The organism is Paenarthrobacter sp. (genome assembly GCF_031180005.1).
GTDB lineage: Bacteria > Actinomycetota > Actinomycetes > Actinomycetales > Micrococcaceae > Arthrobacter.
Genome location: NZ_JAPSHI010000008.1, coordinates 94,343 through 115,030, shown reverse-complemented (window position 1 = coordinate 115,030; position 20,688 = coordinate 94,343). Strand labels below are relative to the sequence as shown.

Below are 20,688 nucleotides of genomic sequence, written 5' to 3'. Positions count from 1 at the left end.
CCGCCTAGTGCTCGTCCGGAGAAACGGTTCGTGCGGCACGTCGCCGCTCGATCCGTTCCCGACGCTGCCTGGCAAGGGCGGCCAGCAGCGGCTGCACGTGAATCCCCTGGGAGGCCATCTGGCGTCGCACCTTCCGCCGTGTTACAAGGATGAGCACCGTACCGAGGCCAAGAAGAACGAACTGAACACTGAGGGCAATACGGAACGGCGCAAGCCCGTACAAATCACCGCCCGAGAAGCCACTGGCGTATAGGAGGTCGAGTACCAGACCGATGAGGTAAATGGCGACGAGCGCCGCAATAAAACCGCCAACGTTGACGATGCCGGTTGCCGTGCCGATTCGATGCGAAGGATTGAATGTCCTGGCGAAGTCGAATCCGATCATGGACCCGGGCCCACCCACAGCCAGTACCACCACCAAGACGGCCAGGAGCCACAGCGGGGCGCGCTCAGGAAGAACCAGCACGGCGGCCCAAGCCAAGGCTGTAGCCAACGCAATCAGCAGGACCATGGCGGATCTTCGCATGGGATGTTTAGAGACGAACCGGCCAAAACCAGGGCCGGCAACGATCGCCGTCGCAACAAATAGTGCCATGAGCCCGGAGACGGTCCCTGCATCGAGCCCTTGGGCAGACAACAGGAAGGGATAGCCCCATGTCATGGCAAACAGGTTCCCGCTGAACTGCACTGTGAAGTGGCTCCAGAGGCCGAGCCGGGTGCCGGGCTGTTTCCACGCTCGGGACAGCGAGATACCGGTGGCGCGGAGGCCCTGGCCGGTGTCCCGGGGCGGGTGCCCGGGTGGTGCGTCCCGAAGCACTGCGAGCACGAGGACTACTGCCAGTACGGACATGGCTGCCAGGGTGAGGAACGCGGGTGTCCATCCGGCCGAGTGAAGAAGCAGCGCGAACGGAACAACGCTGAATAGTTGGCCGAGCTGGCCGCACATGCCAGTCAGTTGAGTGACCAGCGGAACCTTGGCAGGAGCGAACCACAACGGGACCAGGCGGATCACCGAAATGAAGGTCATCGCATCGCCGGCTCCCACCAGGACGCGGCCCAGGACGCCACCGGGCACACTGTCCGCAAAGGCCAACTGCAACTGCCCCAGTCCCATGAGCACGGCACCACCTGCCACCATGGCCCGCGAACCGAACCTGTCCACCAGAACACCGACGGGGATCTGCAGCCCTGCATAGACCAGGAGTTGAAGCACCGTGAAGAAGGAGATGGCAGCGGCGCTGGCGTGGAACCGCTCAGTAGCTTCCAGCCCTGCGACGCCAAACGAGGTTCTCTGCGCCACCGCCACCAGGTAGGCGAACACGCCGATCGTCCAGATGAGCCAGGCGCGGGGAGCATTCACCCAACAATTATGCCTGCCGGCAACTCAAAGCTGATTTATTGAGGCGAGTCTTTACGCGCCAAATAGGCCTCTACCGCAGCTCCAATATCCTCGGCGTTAGGCAGCTCATCATTCTCATCTGCCAGCAGCGAGCGGCGGACGACGCCCTCGGATTTCTCGTCATAGCGCGTCTCGAGATTTGTGACTACTGCCTGGACTTCTTCAGAAGCCTCGATCTGCTCCGCGATCTGGCGGCCCACTTCACGCCCGGCTTCCCGGAGCCTGTCCGTTGGCAGCATGAGGGAGGTTGCCGCCCCCAGGTATTCCAAGCCGGCGACGGCGGCCGGCGGGTACTCAGCTTCAGACAGGTAATGCGGGACATGGATGACGTAGCCGGCCACATTGCGTTCCGCTTCGGTGAGCCGGAGTTCCAGGATGTGTCCAATGGCAGCAGGAACATCCACCGTGGGCTTCCAACTTGAAATTCCCTCGATGAGCTCAGGCATGTTGCCATGAACCGTCACTCCAACGGGCCGCGTGTGCGGGACGGGCATGGGGATGGAATGGATCCAGGTCACCAAGTTGACGTCGAGCTCTTCAACTATTCCGACGACGGCCCTCGAGAAGCGCTCCCACTGCAGGTCAGGTTCGAAGCCGGCGAGCAGTAGGAACGGCTGGCCGAGGCCGTCGTTCAGCTTGTACAGGCCGAGCTTTGGCGCCTGGTAGTCCTGCAGGTGATCCTCCACGAAGCTGATGTGGGGCCGCCTCGAACGGTAGTCGATGAGCTGGTCGGCGTCGAACATGGCCACTACCTCGGCGCCCAGTTCGTCCAACAGTTCCGCGTTGATCTGCCGGACCACGTGACCGGCATCGGCAAAGCCCGTGAATCCCATGACCATGTTCAGCCCGCGAAGCCCGGGACTGTGGAAGGTCTCAATGTTTCGCGCGTACAGCGATTCGGGGTCCAGGAGAGAGCCGGATATCCGTTCAAACACGGCGTGTTCCTTTCGCAATGACAAAGTTAGGGGATGTCCCGGGCGCCAACCAGACGACCAGCGACATGACAACACCGGGCACCATTGATTGGCTGGGGGACTCTATTAATCCATACAACGCTCCACGCCATGTGGGCATTCCTGCCCCCGATGTGCCGCAGCTCTCATTTAATTGCCGTCCGTAGCGTTCAAGAGACTACGATCGAAGCGGGCCGGCGTCCTTTTGCGACGCTGGACCTGAAGACCAAGGCCGCCGTCGAAGGAAGACGTCGGGCGCGTACCGGGGCAGGCCGCCAAACATGCGGCCCCGCCATGCAATGCAGAGAGAAGTGAGGACACATCCTCGTGGTCAAGACTACTGACATCACCCTGGGCATCATCGCCAAGGACCTGAAAAAGTCCCCCAGCGACGCACTTGTGATTGGCGTTGCCCAAGGTGCGGACGGGCCCGTACTGCTGTCCAACCCGTTGAGCGCGAAAGCCGCCGAGTCCGTTGCGGGCTCCCTGCAGCTTTTGGGGATTACCGGCGCCGCGGACCAGGTTCACCGACTTCCGGGCCTGTCGGAAACAGGCTCGGGGATTCTTGTCCTTGCAGGCGTAGGCAAGCTGTCCGATGGCGGCCTCAACGAAGAAGCACTGCGGCGCGCCGCAGGATCCGCTGTTCGCCAGCTTGCCGGAGCCTCTTCAGTCACTTTGGCCTTCCCGACGGCGTCCCTCGCCGATGTTGCGGCGGTCGCCGAAGGAGCCGCCCTGGGCGCTTACTCCTACACGGAGCACCGATCCACCAAGGATGGGCTGAAGGCCCCAGTGGCCAAGGCCTTTATTTTCTCGGATGTCGACGCCAAGTCCGCCCAGCCCGCACTGGACCGGGCAATTGTGCTCGCCCGTGCGGTCAACGCGACCCGCACCTTGGTCAACCAGCCCCCGAGCCACCTGTACCCCGAATCGTTCGCTGAGTCCGCCAAGGAACTCGCCAAGGGCCTCCCTGTCAAAATCACGGTCTGGGATGAAAAGCGCCTGGAAAAGGAAGGCTTCGGAGGCATCCTCGGCGTCGGCAAGGGCTCTACCCGACAGCCCCGCCTCGTCAAGGTGGAATATGCTCCCACGAAGGCGACGAAGAAAATTGCCCTCGTTGGCAAAGGCATCACGTTCGACACCGGAGGCATCTCCATCAAGCCGGCCCTCGGCATGGGTGACATGAAGAGCGACATGGCGGGCGCCGCCGTCGTACTTAACACCGTTCTGGCCATCGCCTCACTCGGCCTGCCGCTCAAGGCCACCGCTTGGCTCTGCATCGCGGAGAACATGCCCTCGGGCGCCGCAGCGCGGCCTGCTGACGTGTTTACCATCTACGGCGGGAAGACCGTTGAGGTTCTGAACACGGACGCCGAGGGGCGCTTGGTGATGGCGGACGGCATCGTCGCTGCCAGCATGGAGAAACCGGATGCCATCATTGACGTCGCTACACTGACCGGCGCACAGCTGATAGCCCTGGGCCTGCGTACTGCCGGCGTCATGGGATCGGATTCAGTCACGGCAGCGCTGAAGTCGGCGGCCGACAGGGCGGGCGAGCTGGTTTGGCCAATGCCGCTGCCGGAAGAACTCCGCCCGAGCCTGGACTCGCAGGTGGCAGACCTCGCCAACATCGGTGAACGCAACGGTGGCATGATGACCGCAGCAGTCTTCCTTCGTGAGTTCGTGGGCAAGAACGGCGACGGCCAGCAGATCCCGTGGGCTCACGTGGACATCGCCGGTCCCTCGTTCAACAACGGCGCCCCGTATGGTTACACGCCCAAGCAGGGAACCGGATGCACCGTCCGCACCCTGGTTGCCTACGCCGAGGATCTCTTGGCGGTCTCCGCCTAGCACCACTCCCCCACGCCCTTCCGGGTTGCGCAGGGCCCTGACGATCGTCGCCCAGGGCCCGCGCAACCCCGGAATTATGCGGGGTGTAGCGCTGTGTCACAAGTGAACGTGAGTCTCGACACAAGCGCTCCACAAACGCCCGCAGAGGGTGGAGCATGGGTAGGTGGTTCGCTAAGGTGAACTCGATAGTCACAAATGCAAGAGAACTTAGGTGCTGGCATAATCACGGCAGAACAAGTTCCAAAGACCAGATGGCACGCAGTCCCGTGTCATCATTCACGCGAGGGAGCGTTTTAGTGGCCGATCAGGCAACTGCGCAAGAATTCGACATCCTGGTACTCGGTGGCGGCAGCGGCGGCTACGCCACTGCCCTGCGGGCCGTACAGCTTGGGTTCACCGTTGGCCTTGTGGAAAAGGCAAAGCTCGGCGGAACCTGCCTGCACAACGGCTGTATCCCCACCAAGGCACTCCTGCACTCGGCCGAACTGGCCGACCATGCACGCGATTCCGCCAAGTATGGCGTGAACGTCACGCTCGACAGCATCGACATGTCTGCCGTGAACGCGTACAAGGACGGCATCATCGCCGGTAAGTTCAAGGGCCTCCAGGGACTTATCAAGTCCAAGGGCATCACCGTCATCGAGGGTGAAGGCAAGCTCCAGGGCAACAACACTGTCGTCGTGAACGGCACCTCCTACACGGGCAAGAACATTGTCCTGGCCACGGGTTCCTACTCCCGTTCACTCCCCGGCCTGGAGATCGGCGGCAAGGTCATCACCTCGGACCAGGCCCTCACCATGGACTACATCCCCAAGAGCGCAATCGTCCTGGGCGGCGGCGTCATCGGCGTCGAGTTCGCTTCCGTCTGGAAGTCCTTCGGCGTGGACGTCACCATCATCGAAGGCCTCCCCTCCTTGGTTCCCAACGAGGACGCCTCAATCGTCAAGAACCTTGAGCGTGCCTTCAAGAAGCGCGGCATCAAGTTCACCACAGGCATCTTCTTCCAGGGCGTTGAGCAGAACGACGACGGCGTCAAGGTCACCTTGGTTGACGGCCAGACGTTCGAAGCCGACCTCCTGCTCGTAGCCGTTGGCCGCGGTCCAGTGACCGCCAACCTTGGCTACGAAGAAGCCGGCATCACCGTCGACCGCGGCTTCGTCATCACCAACGAACGCCTCCACACCGGCGTTGGCAACATCTACGCTGTTGGCGACATCGTCCCCGGCGTCCAGCTCGCTCACCGCGGCTACCAGCAGGGCATCTTCGTCGCCGAGGAAATCGCCGGCCTGAACCCGGCAATCGTCGAGGACATCAACATCCCCAAGGTCACCTACTGCGAGCCTGAAATCGCCACGGTCGGCTATACCGAAAAGGCCGCCAAGGAGAAGTTCGGCGACGACCAGGTGCAGACCCAGGAATACAACCTTGCCGGCAACGGCAAAAGCTCGATTCTTGGCACTGGTGGCCTCGTCAAGCTCGTTCGTCAGAAGGATGGCCCCGTGGTGGGCATCCACATGATCGGCTCCCGCATGGGCGAGCAGATCGGTGAGGCCCAGCTGATCGTGAACTGGGAAGCCTACCCGGAGGACGTGGCCCAGCTGGTCCACGCCCACCCCACCCAGAACGAAAGCCTGGGCGAAGCCCACCTTGCCCTCGCGGGCAAGGCCCTCCACGGCTAAGTCTTACCAAGACCCACGGATCGGGTGCATGCGGCGGAATATGCCGCATGCACCCGCTCCGGACCAGCAGAATTCATCCGCACAAAGATCAATAAGGAGAACGGGGACGACATGTCTGAATCCGTTAACTTGCCCGCCCTCGGTGAGAGTGTCACCGAAGGAACCGTCACCCGCTGGCTCAAGCAGGTTGGTGACCGGGTGGAGATCGACGAGCCGTTGCTCGAGGTTTCAACCGACAAAGTAGACACCGAAATCCCTTCTCCGATCTCAGGCGTCATCGAAGAAATCCTCGTCGCTGAAGACGAGACGGCCGAAGTCGGCGCCCCCTTGGTCAGGATCGGCGACGGTTCCGGCTCCGCCGCCCCGGCCGCTGAGTCCGCACCGGCCGAGGAAGCCCCCGCCGCAGCCCCGGCAGAGCAGGCCGCACCAGCCGAGGAAGCTCCTGCCGCACCCGCTGCTGAAGAAGCACCGGCAGCTGAAGCACCCGCCGCTTCGGGCGAAGGCCACGAAGTAACCCTCCCCGCATTGGGCGAGAGCGTCACCGAAGGTACGGTCACCCGCTGGCTCAAGGCTGTAGGCGACACCGTTGAGGTGGACGAACCCCTCCTCGAGGTTTCCACCGACAAGGTAGACACCGAAATTCCTTCCCCGGTTGCCGGCACCCTGCAGGAAATCCGCGTCAGCGAGGACGAAACAGCAGAGGTTGGCTCCGTTCTTGCCATCATCGGTTCCGGCGCAGCTGCTCCTGCATCGGCTCCCGCTCCTGCTGCAGCGCCTGCCACCGAGGCTCCGGCTGCTCCCGCTGCTGCTCCGGCACCCGAGGCTCCGGCACCCGCCGCTGCGCCTGCCGCTCCCGCTGCTGCCCCCGCGCCGGCATCGGCACCTGCACCCGCCGAAGCTCCAGCTGCTCCTGCCGGTGAAGGTTCTTCGGAATCCGGCTACGTCACTCCCTTGGTCCGCAAGCTTGCCAACCAGCACGGCGTAGACATTGCGTCGGTCTCCGGCACCGGCGTTGGTGGCCGCATCCGCAAGCAGGATGTTCTAGCCGCCGCAGAAGCAAAGCAGGCAGCCGAAGCCCCCGCTGCAGCCGCTCCGGCCGCAGCTCCTGCAGCCAAGGCCGCTGCCCCCGTGGTCGCATCATCCCTGCGTGGTACCACGGAGAAGGCCCCTCGGATCCGACAGGTCATTGCCCGCCGTATGCGCGAGTCCCTTGAGGTCTCCACTCAGCTGACCCAGGTGCACGAGGTCGACATGACCAAGGTTGCGAAGCTCCGCCTCAAGGCCAAGAACTCGTTCCAGGCCCAGAACGGCGTCAAGCTGACCTTCCTGCCGTTCATCGCCAAGGCCGTAGCCGAGGCCCTGAAGCAGCACCCCAAGCTGAATGCTGCTTACGATGAATCCAAGCAGGAAATCACGTACCACAACGCCGAGCACCTGGCGATCGCAGTGGATACTGACAAGGGCCTTCTTGTACCTGTCATTTCCGACGCCGGCAACCTTAACCTCGCCGGCTTGGCCAGCAAGATCGCCGATGTCGCAGGCCGTACCCGCGACGGCAAGATCGGCCCGGATGAACTGTCCGGTGGCACATTCAGCATCACCAACATCGGTTCCGTTGGTGCACTGTTTGATACCCCGATCATCAACCAGCCCCAGGTTGGCATCCTCGGAACCGGTGCCATCGTCAAGCGCGCTGTAGTGGTTGCCGACGAAAACGGCGACGATTCGATCGCTATCCGCTCCATGATGTACCTGTCCCTCACGTATGACCACCGCCTGGTGGATGGCGCGGATGCCGGCCGCTTCCTCCAGACCCTCAAGGCCCGCCTTGAAGAAGGCGCTTTCGAAGCAGACCTCGGTCTCTAGGACCCTGCTTCACTAAGCACGCTTGCAAAAGCACAAGGGCGGGTTACCGGGAAACCGGTAACCCGCCCTTCTGCTTTGCCTGCGGCAGGCATCCACGCACCTAACGGCGTCCGCGTGGCTTTGCTACGGGACGTAGAACGAACTGGATAAGCTTGGGCCATGAGTATTCTCTTCAACATTCTGGTGTTCTTGCACATCGTCGGCGCAGCCATGATTGTGGGCTACTGGATCGCCACCCTCAAGGAGCCAACCGTTCACCCGCGCCAGCGTGACGGTGCCTTCCTCCAGCTCCTCACGGGGATCGCCATGATGGGTGTGATCCCCTTGCTGCCCGACGCCGATCCCAACTATTTCAAGCTCGGCGTTAAGTTCGCCATCGGCGTGGCAGTTGCGGTTCTCGCAGTTATCGGCACACGCAAGGTGAAGAAAGGCGAGCCGGTCTCAACCGGCCTGGCCCACGGCGTTGGTGGCCTGGCTTTGATCAACATCGCCATCGCAACCCTCTGGAACTAATCCAGGCAACACGTCCCAATGACAAGTTCTTCGGTATCCGCTTCGCCGGACCAAGAGTCACAATCCACTGTCAGCGGAATGGCCGTGCGGTCCGGCAGGCAAATCCCTAGGATTGATCCCGATGGCACCTGCCGACGGCTGGTGCCGACTCACAACGACCCCAAGGAGTGGACATGGCAGCAACACGCACCGCACACACGGTTTGGAACGGCAACCTGATCGAAGGCGCCGGCAACACAACGCTGGACAGCTCAGGACTGGGCACGTTCGATGTCACCTGGAAGGCACGCACCGAGCAGTCCGGTGGCAAAACCAGCCCCGAAGAACTGATTGCTGCTGCCCACTCCGCTTGCTTCTCCATGGCATTCAGCCACGCTCTTGCCGGTGAAGGTTTCACCGCTGAAGAGGTCCAGACCAAGGCTGACGTTACCTTCGTTCCGGGCACAGGCATCACGGGCAGCCACCTGACCATGACCGCCAAAGTTCCGGGCCTGTCCGAAGAGGACTTCCGTCGTATTTCGGAAGATGCAAAGACGGGCTGCCCCGTTTCCGGTGCACTGGCCAGCATCGAAATCACCTTGGATGCCACCCTCGCGCAGTAATACCACCTTCAAAGCGCAAAAGAGCCCCGCCACTCCCCTCAGGGACGTGGCGGGGCTCTTCTGCACTCACCTGCTGTTAGCCCTTTTGGGGACGCGAGGGTAGTGGTGACGGCCGAACCTTGCGGTAGCCCTCACGCATTGGAGGGCGATCGGTGGGCAGCTCCTGGATCATTTCCTTGAGCGCACCAATTCCGTACTCCAGTTGCGGATCTGTCCCGGCTGCGTAGGCGTGCGGTGGGAACAGTACCTCGATGTCAGGCTCAACGCCACGGTTTTCCACATCCCAACCAATCCCGCCACTGAACCATGTGGCGTATCGAGGCTGAGTGACACCGGTGCCATCGGCTAGTGAGAAGCGGTTGTCTATGCCCACTACGCCACCCCAGGTCCGCGTACCGATGACAGGGCCAATGCCCCGCAACTTGGACACTTGGGTAATGATGTCGCCATCGGATCCCGCGAATTCATCCGCGAGGATGATCACGGGTCCACGTGGCGCGTGATGCGGGTATGTCCTCGGCTTTTCACCGCGAGGCATACTCCAACCTGTGACCTTGCGCCCGATCAGTTCGGCAACCAACTGGGATGTGTGTCCGCCACGGTTGCGCCGCACATCCACAATCAGGCCGTCCAGTGCAGTCTCAGTATCCAAGTCGCGGTGAAGCTGCGCCCAGCCGTTGGCCATCATGTCCGGGACGTGCAGGTAACCGAACTTGCCGTCAGAGGCCTCACGGACTGTACGTCGGTTAGCCCGGACCCAGTCCTGGTACCGCAGCCGCTCCTCATCACGAACGGGAACCACCGCAACGCGCCGTTGGATACCTTCAGCGCTCCCATGGCCATCGCCGTTCAAGAGCGTCAGCTCCACGGTCCTGCCTGCAGAACCCACCAGCTGCATTGCCGGCGTCAACACCGCGGAAAGCTCGACGCCGTCGATCGCCAAAAGCACGTCGCCCACCTTGGCGTCTGCGCCGGGACTGGTCAAGGGTGAAGTAGCCAGCGGATCGGAAGACTCGCCTGCAAGGATGCGAGTGATTTCCCAACCATTGGTGCCGAGCTGGAACTCAGCTCCGAGCCTGCCCTGGCCGTTTCGTCCGGGCTCCGTAACAGCCGCCGGCTTGACGTAGGCATGCGACGTTCCCAGCTCGCCGTGGATTTCCCACAGCAGATCAACCAGGTCATCGTGGGAACCGAGCCGGTTCACGATGGGACGGTAGCGCTTATACACGGAGTCCCAATCCTGTCCTGCCATGTCGGCGGTCCAGAAGAAGTCCCGCTGCAGCCTCCAGGCCTCGTCGAATGCCTGGCCCCAAGCGGCCACGGGATCCAAAATGACGCGGACCCTGTTGAGCTCCACCTTCACAAGTTCTGCAGAGTCCTCCTCCACTTTGTTGTCAGCGGGGACGGACGTGATTTGTTTGTCGTGCACGTAGATAATGCGGCTTAGGTCACCCGACAAACGGTAGCTGTCCACTGCTTTGACGAGGATGGCCTGCTTGCGCTTGGCAAGGTCATACCGGACCAAGGACGGTGCAGTCTTCTTGTCCTGAAGGGTGCCTCGCCCATCACCCATAACACCCGATAGTTCAGTATCGAGCCACAGCAGTGCACCATCGCCTACTGCAAGGTCTGAGTAGTTCCCCTGCGGTACGGGGACTGCGATAACCCTGTGGGCAAGCCCCTCGGGGTTAACGCGCACTGCTGGCGCTTCGCCGTCGTCGGACATTGTCCCGGTGGCCGATGCGTCCTCCAGCGTGTCCACGGAAGGGCCAAACGGCGAGGGTGTGTCCGCTGCCAAGGCAACCAAGTACGGCTTGATGGGGCTCGGGAAGGACAGATCTAACGAGTGACCGTCGTACACGGGGTCGAAGCTCCTGTTGGACAGGAATGCCAGGAATTTGCCGTCGGGAGTGAAGCGCGGCGACTCGTCGCAGAAGCGGCCATCGGTGACATCGATGATGACTGACTCAGGCTCTGCCGGGCGCGCGATCCTGAGCTTGCTTCGCGAGCCGAAGGACGTTACCGGCTCGGACCAGGCAAGCCACTGAGAGTCGCTGGACCACGACAACTGCTCTATGCTGCCTTCGCCCACGCTGACGAGCCGTGTCAGCGTACCGGCTGCGGTGTCGGCGACGAAGACGTCGCCGAAGGACGTGCCGACAGCAAGCCATCGACCATCCGGGCTGGCTTCCAACGCGCTTGTCCGGGTAGGGGCAGGAAATTCAAGGCGGAGATCAGCGGATTCTTCGGCTTGCGCGGGAACTGTGGTTGGCGTCGCGCCACCCGCGGTGTCTGCCGATGGCTCGGCATTGACCGTCTCCGCCGCCGTGGGCCGGGCTTCGTCTTCGGACGCCCGCGTGACACTGGTGCCCGCCTGCGCGGAAGCGGTTCCTTGTCCCAGCACGTTCGACGCCGAGACCGGCTTGGGAAGCGGAGCTGATTCTTCGGTGGCAGGGGCGGGTTCTTCAACAACAATTTTGGGAATCTCCACCACGGCCGAAAGGCGGGCAGCGATGCGCTTGATATACAGCGCTTCCACTCCGCCATGATCCGCGACGTAGGCTATCCGGCCGTCAGTAAGTGGTCGGGGCAGGCGGGCGCGGACGCCCGGTGTCGCTTCAACCACACGTGAAGGTCCATCCTTGTGCCGGAGCCAGTGGATAGTGCCGTGCGATTCCACTGCACTGGCCGTACCGGTGACGTTGGGGACGACATCCTCCAAATGGGCGGAAGCCTTAAGCGGTGCGGGGCGACGGCCCGGTGATGCCGACCCAAGAGTGATGTTCACTTTGATCGGCTCAGCATCTGCGTCAAGTGACGGGAGCATCCAGATCTCGCCTGCCGATTCAAAGACCACCCGTGTGCCATCCGTGCTTGCGTGCCGGACGTAGAAGTCCTCGTGGTCCGTGTGGCGGCGTAGTCCGGAACCATCAGGAAGCACGGAGTAAAGGTTGCCGTAGCCCTCGTGGTCCGACAGGAAGGCAATCCGTCCTTGAATCCACAGTGGGTCGGTAAGGTTTCCGTCGAGCTCCGCCACCAGCCGCTCGAACTCTCCGTTGCCGTCGGCGTCGATCCAAAGCTTCCCGGCGGTTCCGCCGCGGTAGCGCTTCCACCAGGCGGGCTCCCGGGAGAGGACGCTTGCCAGGACTACAGGCTTCTCGTCGCCAATTTCGGGACCAAAGGCAACTGCCTCCACCGGGCCGAACGGAAGTTCGACGGCGGCGCCACCGTCCAGCGGAAGGCTGTAGGCGTACGTGTGACGGCTTTCGGCTTGTTGGAAGGCGCTAGTTACAACCACGTTCCCTGACGGCGTGAAGCCTTTGACCTTAGTGGTGCTGTGCCCGAAGTAACTCAGCTGCCTGTACCCGCCGCCGTCGACGCCAGCCGTGACCACCTCCGGTGAGGTGCCCACCACCGCGGTCCACACCAGCCCCTTGCCGTCCGGGGTGAATCGTGGGTTCCTGGCCGGCAGGTGCTGGGAGGATACCCGCCAGGCGCGGCCTCCTGAAAGGGGCGCGATCCAGATGTCGTCTTCGGCCACAAAGGTGACCAGATCGCCATGCACATGCGGGAAACGGAGGTAGCTGGAGGAGGTCATTGTTCGATCATAGTCAAGAGGCACCCTGCAGTTGCGGCATCTGCTGTCGTTTCCACCACAAGCGTTCGCCATGGTGAGATGGGTCATGAGAATCGTGATGTCCGGAGCTTCGGGAATGATCGGGACAGCCCTGTCCGAGCAGCTGGTTGCTGACGGCAATGAGGTCATCCGGCTGGTGCGGCGACCAGCCACGTCGGCGCTTGAATGGACGTGGGACCCAACCAAGGGCGAGCTGGATGAGGCCGTCCTGGACGGTGCCGACGCCGTGGTCAACCTTTCGGGCGCAGGCATCGGCGACCGTGCATGGACAAAACGCCGGATCCAGGTGCTCACAGAATCCCGTCTCCGGACCACGCAAACGCTGACTGTTGCCATGGGACGACTCGGCAAACCGCCCGCCACCTTCATCAGCCAATCCGCTTCCGGCTACTACGGCGCCTCACGTGATGAGGCCCTGAGGGAGGACTCGAGTCCAGGCCACGGCGTGTTAGGGCGCCTGTCCGTTGAGTGGGAGCGCATGGCAAGGACTGCTCCGGCCGGCGTTCGGGTGGTGACGCCCCGGACAGGCGTCGTGCTCAGCGCATCAGGTGGCGCGCTCGGGCCACTGCTCCCCCTGTTGAAGCTCGGCCTGGGTGGACCTTTTGGGAACGGCCGCCAATACTGGCCGTGGATCACTTTGGCCGACGAAGCCAGCGCCCTCGCGTACCTCCTTACAGCACAAATTGACGGTCCGGTGAATGTCTGCGCCCCGGAGAGCGCGGATGTGAACACGATTGTCGCGGGCCTCGCCAAAGCATTCAACAGGCCGGCCTTCTTCCGTGTTCCCCGCCCCGCCCTGCGACTGGTTCTAGGTGGCTTGGCGGATGAACTAGTGATGGCCAACCAGCGAATGGTGCCCGCGCGGTTGCACGAAGCCGGCTTCCGTTGGCTGCACCCGTCCCTCCCTGATGCGATGGCATGGCTACGCCAGGAAAAGGCCGTCTGATAATGTGCCGGCCGCCATTGGCCATCACCCGGCCGCAGCGGCTCCGAGAATTCCGGAAATCCGCCAGCGCCCGTCCGAACGAACCAGGTCCAGTCGAAGCTGCTGCGGTGTCCCGGCAGCCACGGCCCCGACCACTGCCCCGGTTGTCAGGCGCTCCTGATAACCGGACGTGGTGGCTGTAACAGCAACCAGCACACGATCTGACTGCAGGGATGCTTCCACGGAGAGGGCAGTCAACTCGGTATGAAATCCATCAAATGCTGTTCCAGCGCCCCTGAGGTAATCGCTCAGTTCCTTGTCGGTGGCTTCGGCCGGCGAACCAGGCGTGTTGACCAAGTACAAAAGGTCGAGGCGCCGTTCCCCCAAGGCGATGTCACGCACGGCAGAGAGTGCAGGCACGGCTACTAAGGGATCCTCTGACTGAAGCTCCTCGGCTATTTCGTTCGGCAGATCCCGTACATCCGCTTGATCCAGGTTAGGTGGGAGTATCGCCGCCTCACCGGGGTCGGCAGCGCCGCTTTCGATCGCCGCCGGCTGGACCATCGCCGTCGTCGTACGGTTCTGCTGCCACAGAATCCATGATGCGGCACCAATCAGCGCGCCCAACACTGCCAAAAGGACCAGCCGGTGGGCAAGCCCGCCGCCGGACCTGCCGCGCCGGCGATGCCCACGGTTTGCTGTTGGAAGCGCCCGCCCAGGTAGGAACGGGGGCAATTTCCACCAACTTGCCAACCACCGGGTTACGCGGCTTAAGGAACGGGTTGCGCGGCGCGGTGAACGGCCCAGTATCTCGCGCCGGGTCAGCAATTCAGGAATAACGGAGGAATGCACGGCGCCCGATAAGTCCAAAGCCTCCGCAGCGGCACTCCTGAAGATCGCCGTACCAAGTTCCCTTGCCGGCGGTCGATGACGAGGATCCGCACTCAGCGCAGCTTCCAAGGCTGCGGCCAGGGCTTTAGGTACCTCCGGAACCAAAAGTGACAGCGGTGGACGGTCCTGTTCCTGCTCCGGCGTTGTCCCGGTCAGGCAGTACCAGCCCACCGCGCCGAGTGCATAAACGTCCCGCTGCGGTTGCAGGGTGTCCCGGGAAATAACGCCGTTCACCGTTGACTCAGATAAGGGTTCCATGAATCCGGGCGTTCCGACGCCAAGGCGTGGATTGTCGCCTACCTTGGCGGCGACGCCAAAGTCCGCCAGCAACGGCATCCCGACGGCTGTAAACAAGATGTTTCCAGGTGACACATCTCCGTGTTCCGTGCCGTTGACGTGCAAGTAGTCCAAGGCTTGGGCGATGGGAGTCAGAATAGTCACGACTTCTCCGACAGTGAGCTTCCCCCTCACGGATATCAGGTTGGCCAGGGAGCCTCCCGCCGCATAATCCATGACAATCCCCAGTGTTCCCTTGGCCGCACCACCCATGGGGAGGATCTCGTGAACACCTACGAGGTGCTTGTGCCTAAGCTCGAAAAGGATCCTCATCTCGCGGTTTGCGTCCTCGAGAACTTCGGCTTTGGCACATTTGACCGCGAACCTGGCACCGTCCTTGTCCCTCGTGGCAAGCCAAACGGTAGAACTACTGCCGTGGCCCAGTGGGCGGGATATCCCGTATCCCGGAAGGTGGGGAGCCACGGCGGCGGGAGTGTCCAGAGTTTCCATAAACAAGGTGTACCCGACTGCCGGATTTTCCGCAGAAGTTATCCACAGGCAGTGTCGGGATCACAACCGGATCCAAGGACCCGGGATGCGACTGAGAGCTTCACCACAAAACCATGGCCAGTCTCCTGCTGGGTCTAAGCTTGAACCCATGACTCTTGAGTTTTCACAACTGGGTCTTGCCCCGGATTTCGTTGATTACATGCAGGGCTGGGACCTGCAGCGCGAAATACACAACAAAGTTGTTGCGGGCGAGAAGAACAGCACCGTCTTGATCCTTGAGCACGCCGCCGTCTACACGGCCGGCAAACTCACTGAGGACCACGAGCGACCCTTTGACGGCACTCCCGTTGTTCCCGTGGACCGCGGCGGGAAACTGACGTGGCACGGCCCAGGGCAGCTCATCGCCTATCCCATCCTCAAACTCAAGAACCGTGCCGGTATCCGCGACTACGTGGAACGGCTTGAGGCCATCATGATCGCCGTCATGCAGGACTACGGCATCAAGGCCGTCACCGTGAAGGGCCGGGCCGGAGTCTGGATCCTTGCCGATGACAAAGGACCTGACCGCAAGATTGCCGCCATCGGCATTCGTGTCCTGGACGGCGTCACCATGCACGGCGTGGCCATCAACTGCAGCAATGACCTCGCGCCCTATGCGCAGATCATCGCCTGTGGCATCACCGACGCCAGCGTCACCACCATGTCGCTGGAAACCGGCCGGACCATCAACCCCGCCGACATCGTCGACCGCTTCGTTGAAGAATTCAGCAAGCACGAAGAAGCACTCGTTTCCACACCCGAAGGAGCACTCCAGTGACCTTGGCACCTGAAGGCCGTAAGTTGCTGCGCGTTGAGCAGCGTAACTCGGCGGTCCCGGTTGAACGTAAGCCTGAGTGGATCAAGGCCAAGGTCCAGATGGGGCCGGAGTTCGTCCAGCTCAAGAACCTGGTGAAGAAGGAAGGCCTGCACACGGTGTGTGAAGAGGCCGGTTGCCCGAACATTTTCGAGTGCTGGGAAGACAAGGAAGCGACGTTCCTGATCGGCGGGTCCGAGTGCACCCGTCGCTGTGATTTCTGCCAGATCGACACCGGCAAACCCTCCCCGGTGGACATGTTCGAACCCACCAAGGTGGCCCGCAGTGTGCAGGCGATGCAGCTGCGCTACGCGACCGTGACCGGGGTGGCCCGTGATGACCTGGCCGATGAGGGTGTGTGGTTGTACGCCGAAACGGTCCGGAAAATCCATGAACTGAACCCGGGCACCGGCGTGGAGTTGTTGATCCCTGATTTTTCCGGCAAGCCCGAGCACATCGCGGCGATCTGTGATTCCAAGCCCGAGGTGTTCGCGCACAACGTGGAGACCGTGCCGAGGATTTTCAAGCGGATCCGTCCGGCGTTCCGGTACGAGCGGTCCTTGGATGTGATCACCCAGGGCCGTGACCTTGGCATGGTGACCAAGTCCAACCTGATCCTGGGCATGGGCGAGACGCGCGAGGAAATCTCCGAGGCGTTGCGGGATCTGCATGCTGCCGGCTGTGATTTGATCACGATCACCCAGTACCTGCGCCCGTCCGAGCGGCATTTGCCGGTGGACCGGTGGGTCAAGCCGCAGGAGTTCGTGGACCTCCAGCACGAGGCCGAAGAGATCGGGTTCCTCGGTGTGATGTCGGGCCCGTTGGTGCGGTCCTCGTACCGGGCCGGGCGTCTGTGGGCCACCGCGATGCGGAAGAAGGGCTGGGAAATCCCGGCTGCCCTGGCCCACATCGAGTCCTCCGGCACCACCCGCCAGGAAGCCTCCACCATCCTCGCCGCCCACGGCTAAGCAGCCACGCACGGCATCACCAAGAAGCACCACCAATCAGTACTGAAGGACCGGATGCCAACTGCGTAACGGCGTCCGGTCCTTCTGCGTACATCACGTAGAATTAAGGCACTATGGCGAACTCCTCTGATTCCAGCAATTCGACCCCCTCGGCCGACGCACCCAAGCGTGGGCTGTTCCAGCGCAAGCCCAAGGAAGCCAAGGCCAAGAAGCCGAGCCAGTTGAAGCAGATCGCTGAAGTCTTCAAGATGACCCGGCGAAATGATCCGCAGGTTGTCTGGATCATGGTGCTGGCATTCCTTGCAGTGGTTGCCGTTGCCTTCCTCGTGGGCTTCTTGCTGGAGAACTGGGTTACGGGCCTGATCATTGGTATCCCGTTGGGCCTGCTCGCCGCCGTCTTTATTCTTTCCCGCAGAGCTGAAAAGGCTGCCTTCGCGCAAATTGAAAACCAGCCCGGTGCTTCCGGCGCGGCTCTTGGTACGCTCCGTCGCGGTTGGGTGACCCAGGATCAGCCTGTTGCCGTCAACCCCCGCACCCAGGACGCTGTGTTCATGGCCATTGGCCGCCCCGGCGTCGTCCTGGTCAGTGAAGGACCCACGCACCGCGTCAAGCCTCTGGTGGACGCCGAGCGCAAGCGCCTCGCGCGCATCCTGCCCAACGTAACCATCCACGTTCTCGAATCCGGTCGCGGCGAAGGCCAGGTGCCCCTGAACAAATTGGCAAAGACCATGGGCAAGTTGAAGAAGGAACTCACCAAGGTGGAGGTCAATGCGGTCTCCAAGCGCATTAACTCACTTGGAAGCCGGCTGCCGATCCCCAAGGGCATCGACCCCTACAAGGCCCGCCCGGACCGCAAGGCCGCACGCGGACGCTGATCCCGAATAGAGAACCGCCCCTGTCGCTTCTTAGTGACAGGGGCGGTTTTTTCTTAGGTTGCGCGAAGGGAGGGAAAGTCCTCAGTGAGAAGGTCAACTACATCCTGATGAGGATGGTGTTCATCGCTTTGTCGTGCAGGCCGCGCTGGTCGGGATCGAAGACGACCGCAGGGATGACCAGGCACAGAAGGAGCGTCCGCACCACGGCGGCCAACGGACCCGCGGGGCCGCCACCCAGTCGAACCACGTGGATTCCGGCGATCCTGTGACCGATGCTGTAACCCAGCGTTCCGATCAGCAGGATCTGCTCAACGGCAAAAATGGCCAACGTTGCCCAGGGATTGCCACCGAAGGCAAAATTGCTGATCACCAAGGCGATCGTCCAGTCCACCATGATGCCCAGGATGCGCCTTCCAGCCCGTGCCATGGAACCGGGGCCGGACTCGGGCAACCCGAGCCGTTCACCAGGATATTTGGAGATTCCGGAAGTGTCCGGGCCGCTCAGCCAAGAGCCAATGTCTTTACGATCTACCACTCTCCAAGCCTAACGGCTGGCATGCCGGCTGACCGACCGATATTGGCCGGGTAGCGCACGGATCTTCGCCCAGGTGTTCGCCCACCGGACCGACATGGACCGGACACCGGGAAGCCGACTACCGTTTACACGACAGATGATTCTGTAACCTGCCGGAAACAATACTGACACCCCCGGGAAATCCCATCTCCCTATGGTGGTATGAGTTGCCAGCCACCACGGCACGGGGAACTTTTTGTGTCTCCGGACCCTTGGAATGGGTTGCACCACGCGGCCTTCCGGGCCTGTTACTTGATATGCATAAGGAGCATAGATGTTCAAGACTGCGGACGAAGTCCTCAAGTTCATCAAAGACGAAGACGTCAAATTCGTCGATATCCGCTTCACCGACCTCCCTGGTGTCCAGCAGCACTTCAACGTGCCGGCCAAGAGTGTCGACCTCGATTTCTTCGTCCACGGCCAGCTCTTCGACGGATCTTCCATCCGCGGCTTCCAGGGCATCGCCGAGTCCGACATGCAGCTCATCCCGGATGTGACCTCGGCCTTCATCGATACCTTCCGCATCGAGAAGACCCTTGCGCTGAACTTCTCCATCGTGAACCCCCGCACGGGCGACCCCTACCACCGCGACCCCCGCGGCGTGGCAGAGAAGGCTGAAGCGTACCTGGCATCCACCGGCATCGCAGATACCGCCTTCTTCGCTCCCGAAGCCGAGTTCTTCGTCTTCGACAATGTCCAGTACGAGTCCTCCCCGCAGGGCAGCTTCTACAAGATCGACTCCGAGGAAGCACACTGGAACACCGGCCGCAAGGAAGAGGGCGGAAACCTCGGTTACAAGACCCCCGTCAAGGGCGGTTACTTCCCGGTCTCCCCCACCGACAAGCAGGCCGACCTGCGCGATGCCATGTGCGTCGAGCTGGACAAGGCAGGCCTTGAGGTCGAGCGCTCCCACCACGAAGTTGGATCCGCCGGCCAAGCCGAGATCAACTACAAGTTCACCACGCTCACCGCGGCTGCTGATGACCTGCAGAAGTTCAAGTACATCATCAAGAACACGGCAGATGCCTGGGGCAAGTCAGTTACCTTCATGCCGAAGCCCGTTTTCGGTGACAACGGCTCGGGCATGCACTGCCACCAGTCGCTGTGGAGCAATGGCGACCCCCTGTTCTACGACGAGAAGGGCTACGCAGGCCTCTCCGACACCGCGCGCTGGTACATCGGCGGCCTGCTGAAGCACTCTTCGGCAGTTCTGGCCTTCACCAACCCGACGGTCAACTCCTACCGCCGCTTGGTCAAGGGCTTCGAAGCTCCAGTGAACATGGTCTACTCGCAGGGCAACCGCTCCGCCGGTATCCGTATCCCGATCACGGGCACCAACCCGAAGGCCAAGCGCATCGAGTTCCGCGCTCCGGACCCCTCGTCCAACCCGTACCTGGCGTTCGCTGCACAGCTGATGGCCGGCATCGACGGCATCCGCAACCGCATCGAGCCCCCGGCTCCCATCGACAAGGACCTCTACGAGCTCCCGGCCGAGGAAGCCAAGGACATCCCCAAGGCTCCGGGCACCCTGGAAGAGGCTCTTGAGGCCCTGCGCGAGGACAACGAGTTCCTGCAGGCCGGCGGCGTCTTCACCCAGGACCTGATCGACACTTGGATTGATTACAAGTACGAGAATGAGATCCGTCCGCTGTCGCTGCGCCCGAACCCGTACGAGTTCGAGCTCTACTACGGCGTCTAATACCGACACATAAAGGGGGCCAGCCTCAGTCTTCAAAGACTGAGGTTGGCCCCCTTTTGCTGGTGCGAACTACTCGGACTTGCCTTGGTCACGATCTCTGAGGTTTTTTGTGACCTCATCGAGTTTGTCTTTGAAGAACGTGGCGGCCTCCGAAAGCCCCTTTTCCGCACTGCCCAGCGGGTCCAGCTGAAGGTACACGTTCTTATCGATGGGAAGGTCGTATTCTTCCTTCAGGTGGGTACCACCGGCTACCCCGTCGAGGGACAGGTAGACCAGGGCCTCCGTCCTTGCGATACCGGCAATCGTGCCGAACACGACAGTGAAATCATTGGGCTGAAAGCTCACAGAATGCCCCACGTGACGCCGGTCCAGTTCGCCGGCAGGAATCGACTTCTCAGTCGGACTTCCGTTGTATTCCATGTACTTCCCCTATGCCTTGAGAACAGTGACAGAAGAAGTCTATAAGGATACTTAGCTGTGGGTCATCCCAGCACTCATCGATCGCAGGCTGTGCCTGCGATCGGCCACCGCTCCGGAAGTCAGTGCCCGGTAGTGGGCGTTTGCCCCGGCCTCTCCGGCGCTGCGCAGTCAGCACAGAACAAGCGATCGGTTTCTTCCCC

Annotated in this window: 16 protein-coding genes; 10 read left to right on the top strand and 6 right to left on the bottom strand. The window is 62.0% G+C overall.

The window, feature by feature from the left end; translation table 11 throughout:
* Positions 1–4: 4 nt before the first annotated feature.
* Positions 5–1,360, bottom strand: coding sequence for a nitrate/nitrite transporter (locus RIF72_RS08355; protein ID WP_091466699.1), 1,356 nt, complete (start codon positions 1,358–1,360; stop codon positions 5–7).
* Positions 1,361–1,395: 35 nt separating this feature from the next.
* A complete protein-coding gene (locus tag RIF72_RS08350; protein WP_309074359.1) occupies positions 1,396–2,334 on the bottom strand; it encodes a PAC2 family protein in 939 nt (312 codons plus the stop codon).
* Positions 2,335–2,679: 345 nt separating this feature from the next.
* Here RIF72_RS08350 and RIF72_RS08345 point away from each other — a divergent pair, with 345 nt between their 5' ends.
* The 5 genes from RIF72_RS08345 to RIF72_RS08325 all read left to right on the top strand — a co-directional run bounded on the left by RIF72_RS08345 (position 2,680) and on the right by RIF72_RS08325 (position 8,860).
* Positions 2,680–4,200: a leucyl aminopeptidase gene (locus RIF72_RS08345; RefSeq protein ID WP_309074358.1), complete on the top strand. Its 1,521-nt coding sequence runs from the start codon at positions 2,680–2,682 to the stop codon at positions 4,198–4,200.
* Positions 4,201–4,496: 296 nt separating this feature from the next.
* Complete coding sequence (gene lpdA / locus RIF72_RS08340; RefSeq protein WP_309074357.1) at positions 4,497–5,879, top strand: dihydrolipoyl dehydrogenase; 1,383 nt, start codon at positions 4,497–4,499, stop codon at positions 5,877–5,879.
* A 111-nt stretch (positions 5,880–5,990) separates the two neighbouring features.
* Positions 5,991–7,745 carry a 2-oxoglutarate dehydrogenase, E2 component, dihydrolipoamide succinyltransferase gene (sucB, locus tag RIF72_RS08335; RefSeq protein ID WP_309074356.1) on the top strand — a complete coding sequence of 585 codons (1,755 nt, stop codon included), beginning with the start codon at positions 5,991–5,993 and terminating at the stop codon, positions 7,743–7,745.
* Positions 7,746–7,904: 159 nt separating this feature from the next.
* Entirely contained in the window at positions 7,905–8,258 is a 354-nt protein-coding gene (locus tag RIF72_RS08330) for a hypothetical protein (RefSeq protein ID WP_017198875.1), read from the top strand.
* A 173-nt stretch (positions 8,259–8,431) separates the two neighbouring features.
* Positions 8,432–8,860, top strand: a complete 429-nt coding sequence (locus tag RIF72_RS08325; protein WP_026005506.1) for an OsmC family protein — start codon at positions 8,432–8,434, stop codon at positions 8,858–8,860.
* Between the two features lie 76 nt (positions 8,861–8,936).
* Here RIF72_RS08325 and RIF72_RS08320 read toward each other — a convergent pair whose 3' ends face one another.
* Entirely contained in the window at positions 8,937–12,458 is a 3,522-nt protein-coding gene (locus RIF72_RS08320; RefSeq protein WP_309074355.1) for a S41 family peptidase, read from the bottom strand.
* 85 nt (positions 12,459–12,543) lie between these two features.
* Here RIF72_RS08320 and RIF72_RS08315 point away from each other — a divergent pair, with 85 nt between their 5' ends.
* A complete protein-coding gene (locus RIF72_RS08315; RefSeq protein WP_309074354.1) occupies positions 12,544–13,443 on the top strand; it encodes a TIGR01777 family oxidoreductase in 900 nt (299 codons plus the stop codon).
* A gap of 24 nt (positions 13,444–13,467) precedes the next feature.
* Here RIF72_RS08315 and RIF72_RS08310 read toward each other — a convergent pair whose 3' ends face one another.
* Entirely contained in the window at positions 13,468–15,099 is a 1,632-nt protein-coding gene (locus RIF72_RS08310) for a serine/threonine-protein kinase (RefSeq protein WP_309074353.1), read from the bottom strand.
* A gap of 148 nt (positions 15,100–15,247) precedes the next feature.
* Here RIF72_RS08310 and lipB point away from each other — a divergent pair, with 148 nt between their 5' ends.
* The 3 genes from lipB (at position 15,248) to RIF72_RS08295 (ending at position 17,795) form a co-directional block, all read left to right on the top strand.
* A complete protein-coding gene (gene lipB, locus RIF72_RS08305; RefSeq protein WP_026005827.1) occupies positions 15,248–15,916 on the top strand; it encodes a lipoyl(octanoyl) transferase LipB in 669 nt (222 codons plus the stop codon).
* Complete coding sequence (lipA, locus tag RIF72_RS08300) at positions 15,913–16,920, top strand: lipoyl synthase (RefSeq protein WP_011774451.1); 1,008 nt, start codon at positions 15,913–15,915, stop codon at positions 16,918–16,920. Before lipB ends, lipA begins: the two co-directional genes overlap by 4 nt.
* A 113-nt stretch (positions 16,921–17,033) precedes the next feature.
* Entirely contained in the window at positions 17,034–17,795 is a 762-nt protein-coding gene (locus tag RIF72_RS08295; protein WP_309074352.1) for a DUF4191 domain-containing protein, read from the top strand.
* Positions 17,796–17,892: 97 nt separating this feature from the next.
* Here the strand turns inward: RIF72_RS08295 and RIF72_RS08290 are convergent, their stop codons facing one another.
* A complete protein-coding gene (locus RIF72_RS08290) occupies positions 17,893–18,330 on the bottom strand; it encodes an RDD family protein (RefSeq protein WP_091466684.1) in 438 nt (145 codons plus the stop codon).
* 313 nt (positions 18,331–18,643) lie between these two features.
* Here RIF72_RS08290 and glnA point away from each other — a divergent pair, with 313 nt between their 5' ends.
* Positions 18,644–20,068: a type I glutamate--ammonia ligase gene (gene glnA / locus RIF72_RS08285; RefSeq protein ID WP_309074351.1), complete on the top strand. Its 1,425-nt coding sequence runs from the start codon at positions 18,644–18,646 to the stop codon at positions 20,066–20,068.
* A 69-nt stretch (positions 20,069–20,137) separates the two neighbouring features.
* Here glnA and RIF72_RS08280 read toward each other — a convergent pair whose 3' ends face one another.
* Positions 20,138–20,488 (bottom strand): hypothetical protein, encoded by a 351-nt coding sequence (locus RIF72_RS08280; protein ID WP_309074350.1) that lies wholly within the window; start codon positions 20,486–20,488, stop codon positions 20,138–20,140.
* Between the last annotated feature and the right edge of the window lie 200 nt (positions 20,489–20,688).

Bases quoted from the DNA above. Each gene is read 5' to 3' on its own strand.
- sucB (WP_309074356.1), top strand. From the start codon at position 5,991: ATGTCTGAATCCGTTAACTTGCCCGCCCTCGGTGAGAGTGTCACCGAA.
- RIF72_RS08330 (WP_017198875.1), top strand. From the start codon at position 7,905: ATGAGTATTCTCTTCAACATTCTGGTGTTCTTGCACATCGTCGGCGCA.
- RIF72_RS08325 (WP_026005506.1), top strand. From the start codon at position 8,432: ATGGCAGCAACACGCACCGCACACACGGTTTGGAACGGCAACCTGATC.
- RIF72_RS08320 (WP_309074355.1), bottom strand. From the start codon at position 12,458: ATGACCTCCTCCAGCTACCTCCGTTTCCCGCATGTGCATGGCGATCTG.
- RIF72_RS08315 (WP_309074354.1), top strand. From the start codon at position 12,544: ATGAGAATCGTGATGTCCGGAGCTTCGGGAATGATCGGGACAGCCCTG.
- RIF72_RS08310 (WP_309074353.1), bottom strand. From the start codon at position 15,099: ATGGAAACTCTGGACACTCCCGCCGCCGTGGCTCCCCACCTTCCGGGA.
- lipB (WP_026005827.1), top strand. From the start codon at position 15,248: ATGACTCTTGAGTTTTCACAACTGGGTCTTGCCCCGGATTTCGTTGAT.
- RIF72_RS08295 (WP_309074352.1), top strand. From the start codon at position 17,034: ATGGCGAACTCCTCTGATTCCAGCAATTCGACCCCCTCGGCCGACGCA.
- glnA (WP_309074351.1), top strand. From the start codon at position 18,644: ATGTTCAAGACTGCGGACGAAGTCCTCAAGTTCATCAAAGACGAAGAC.
- RIF72_RS08280 (WP_309074350.1), bottom strand. From the start codon at position 20,488: ATGGAATACAACGGAAGTCCGACTGAGAAGTCGATTCCTGCCGGCGAA.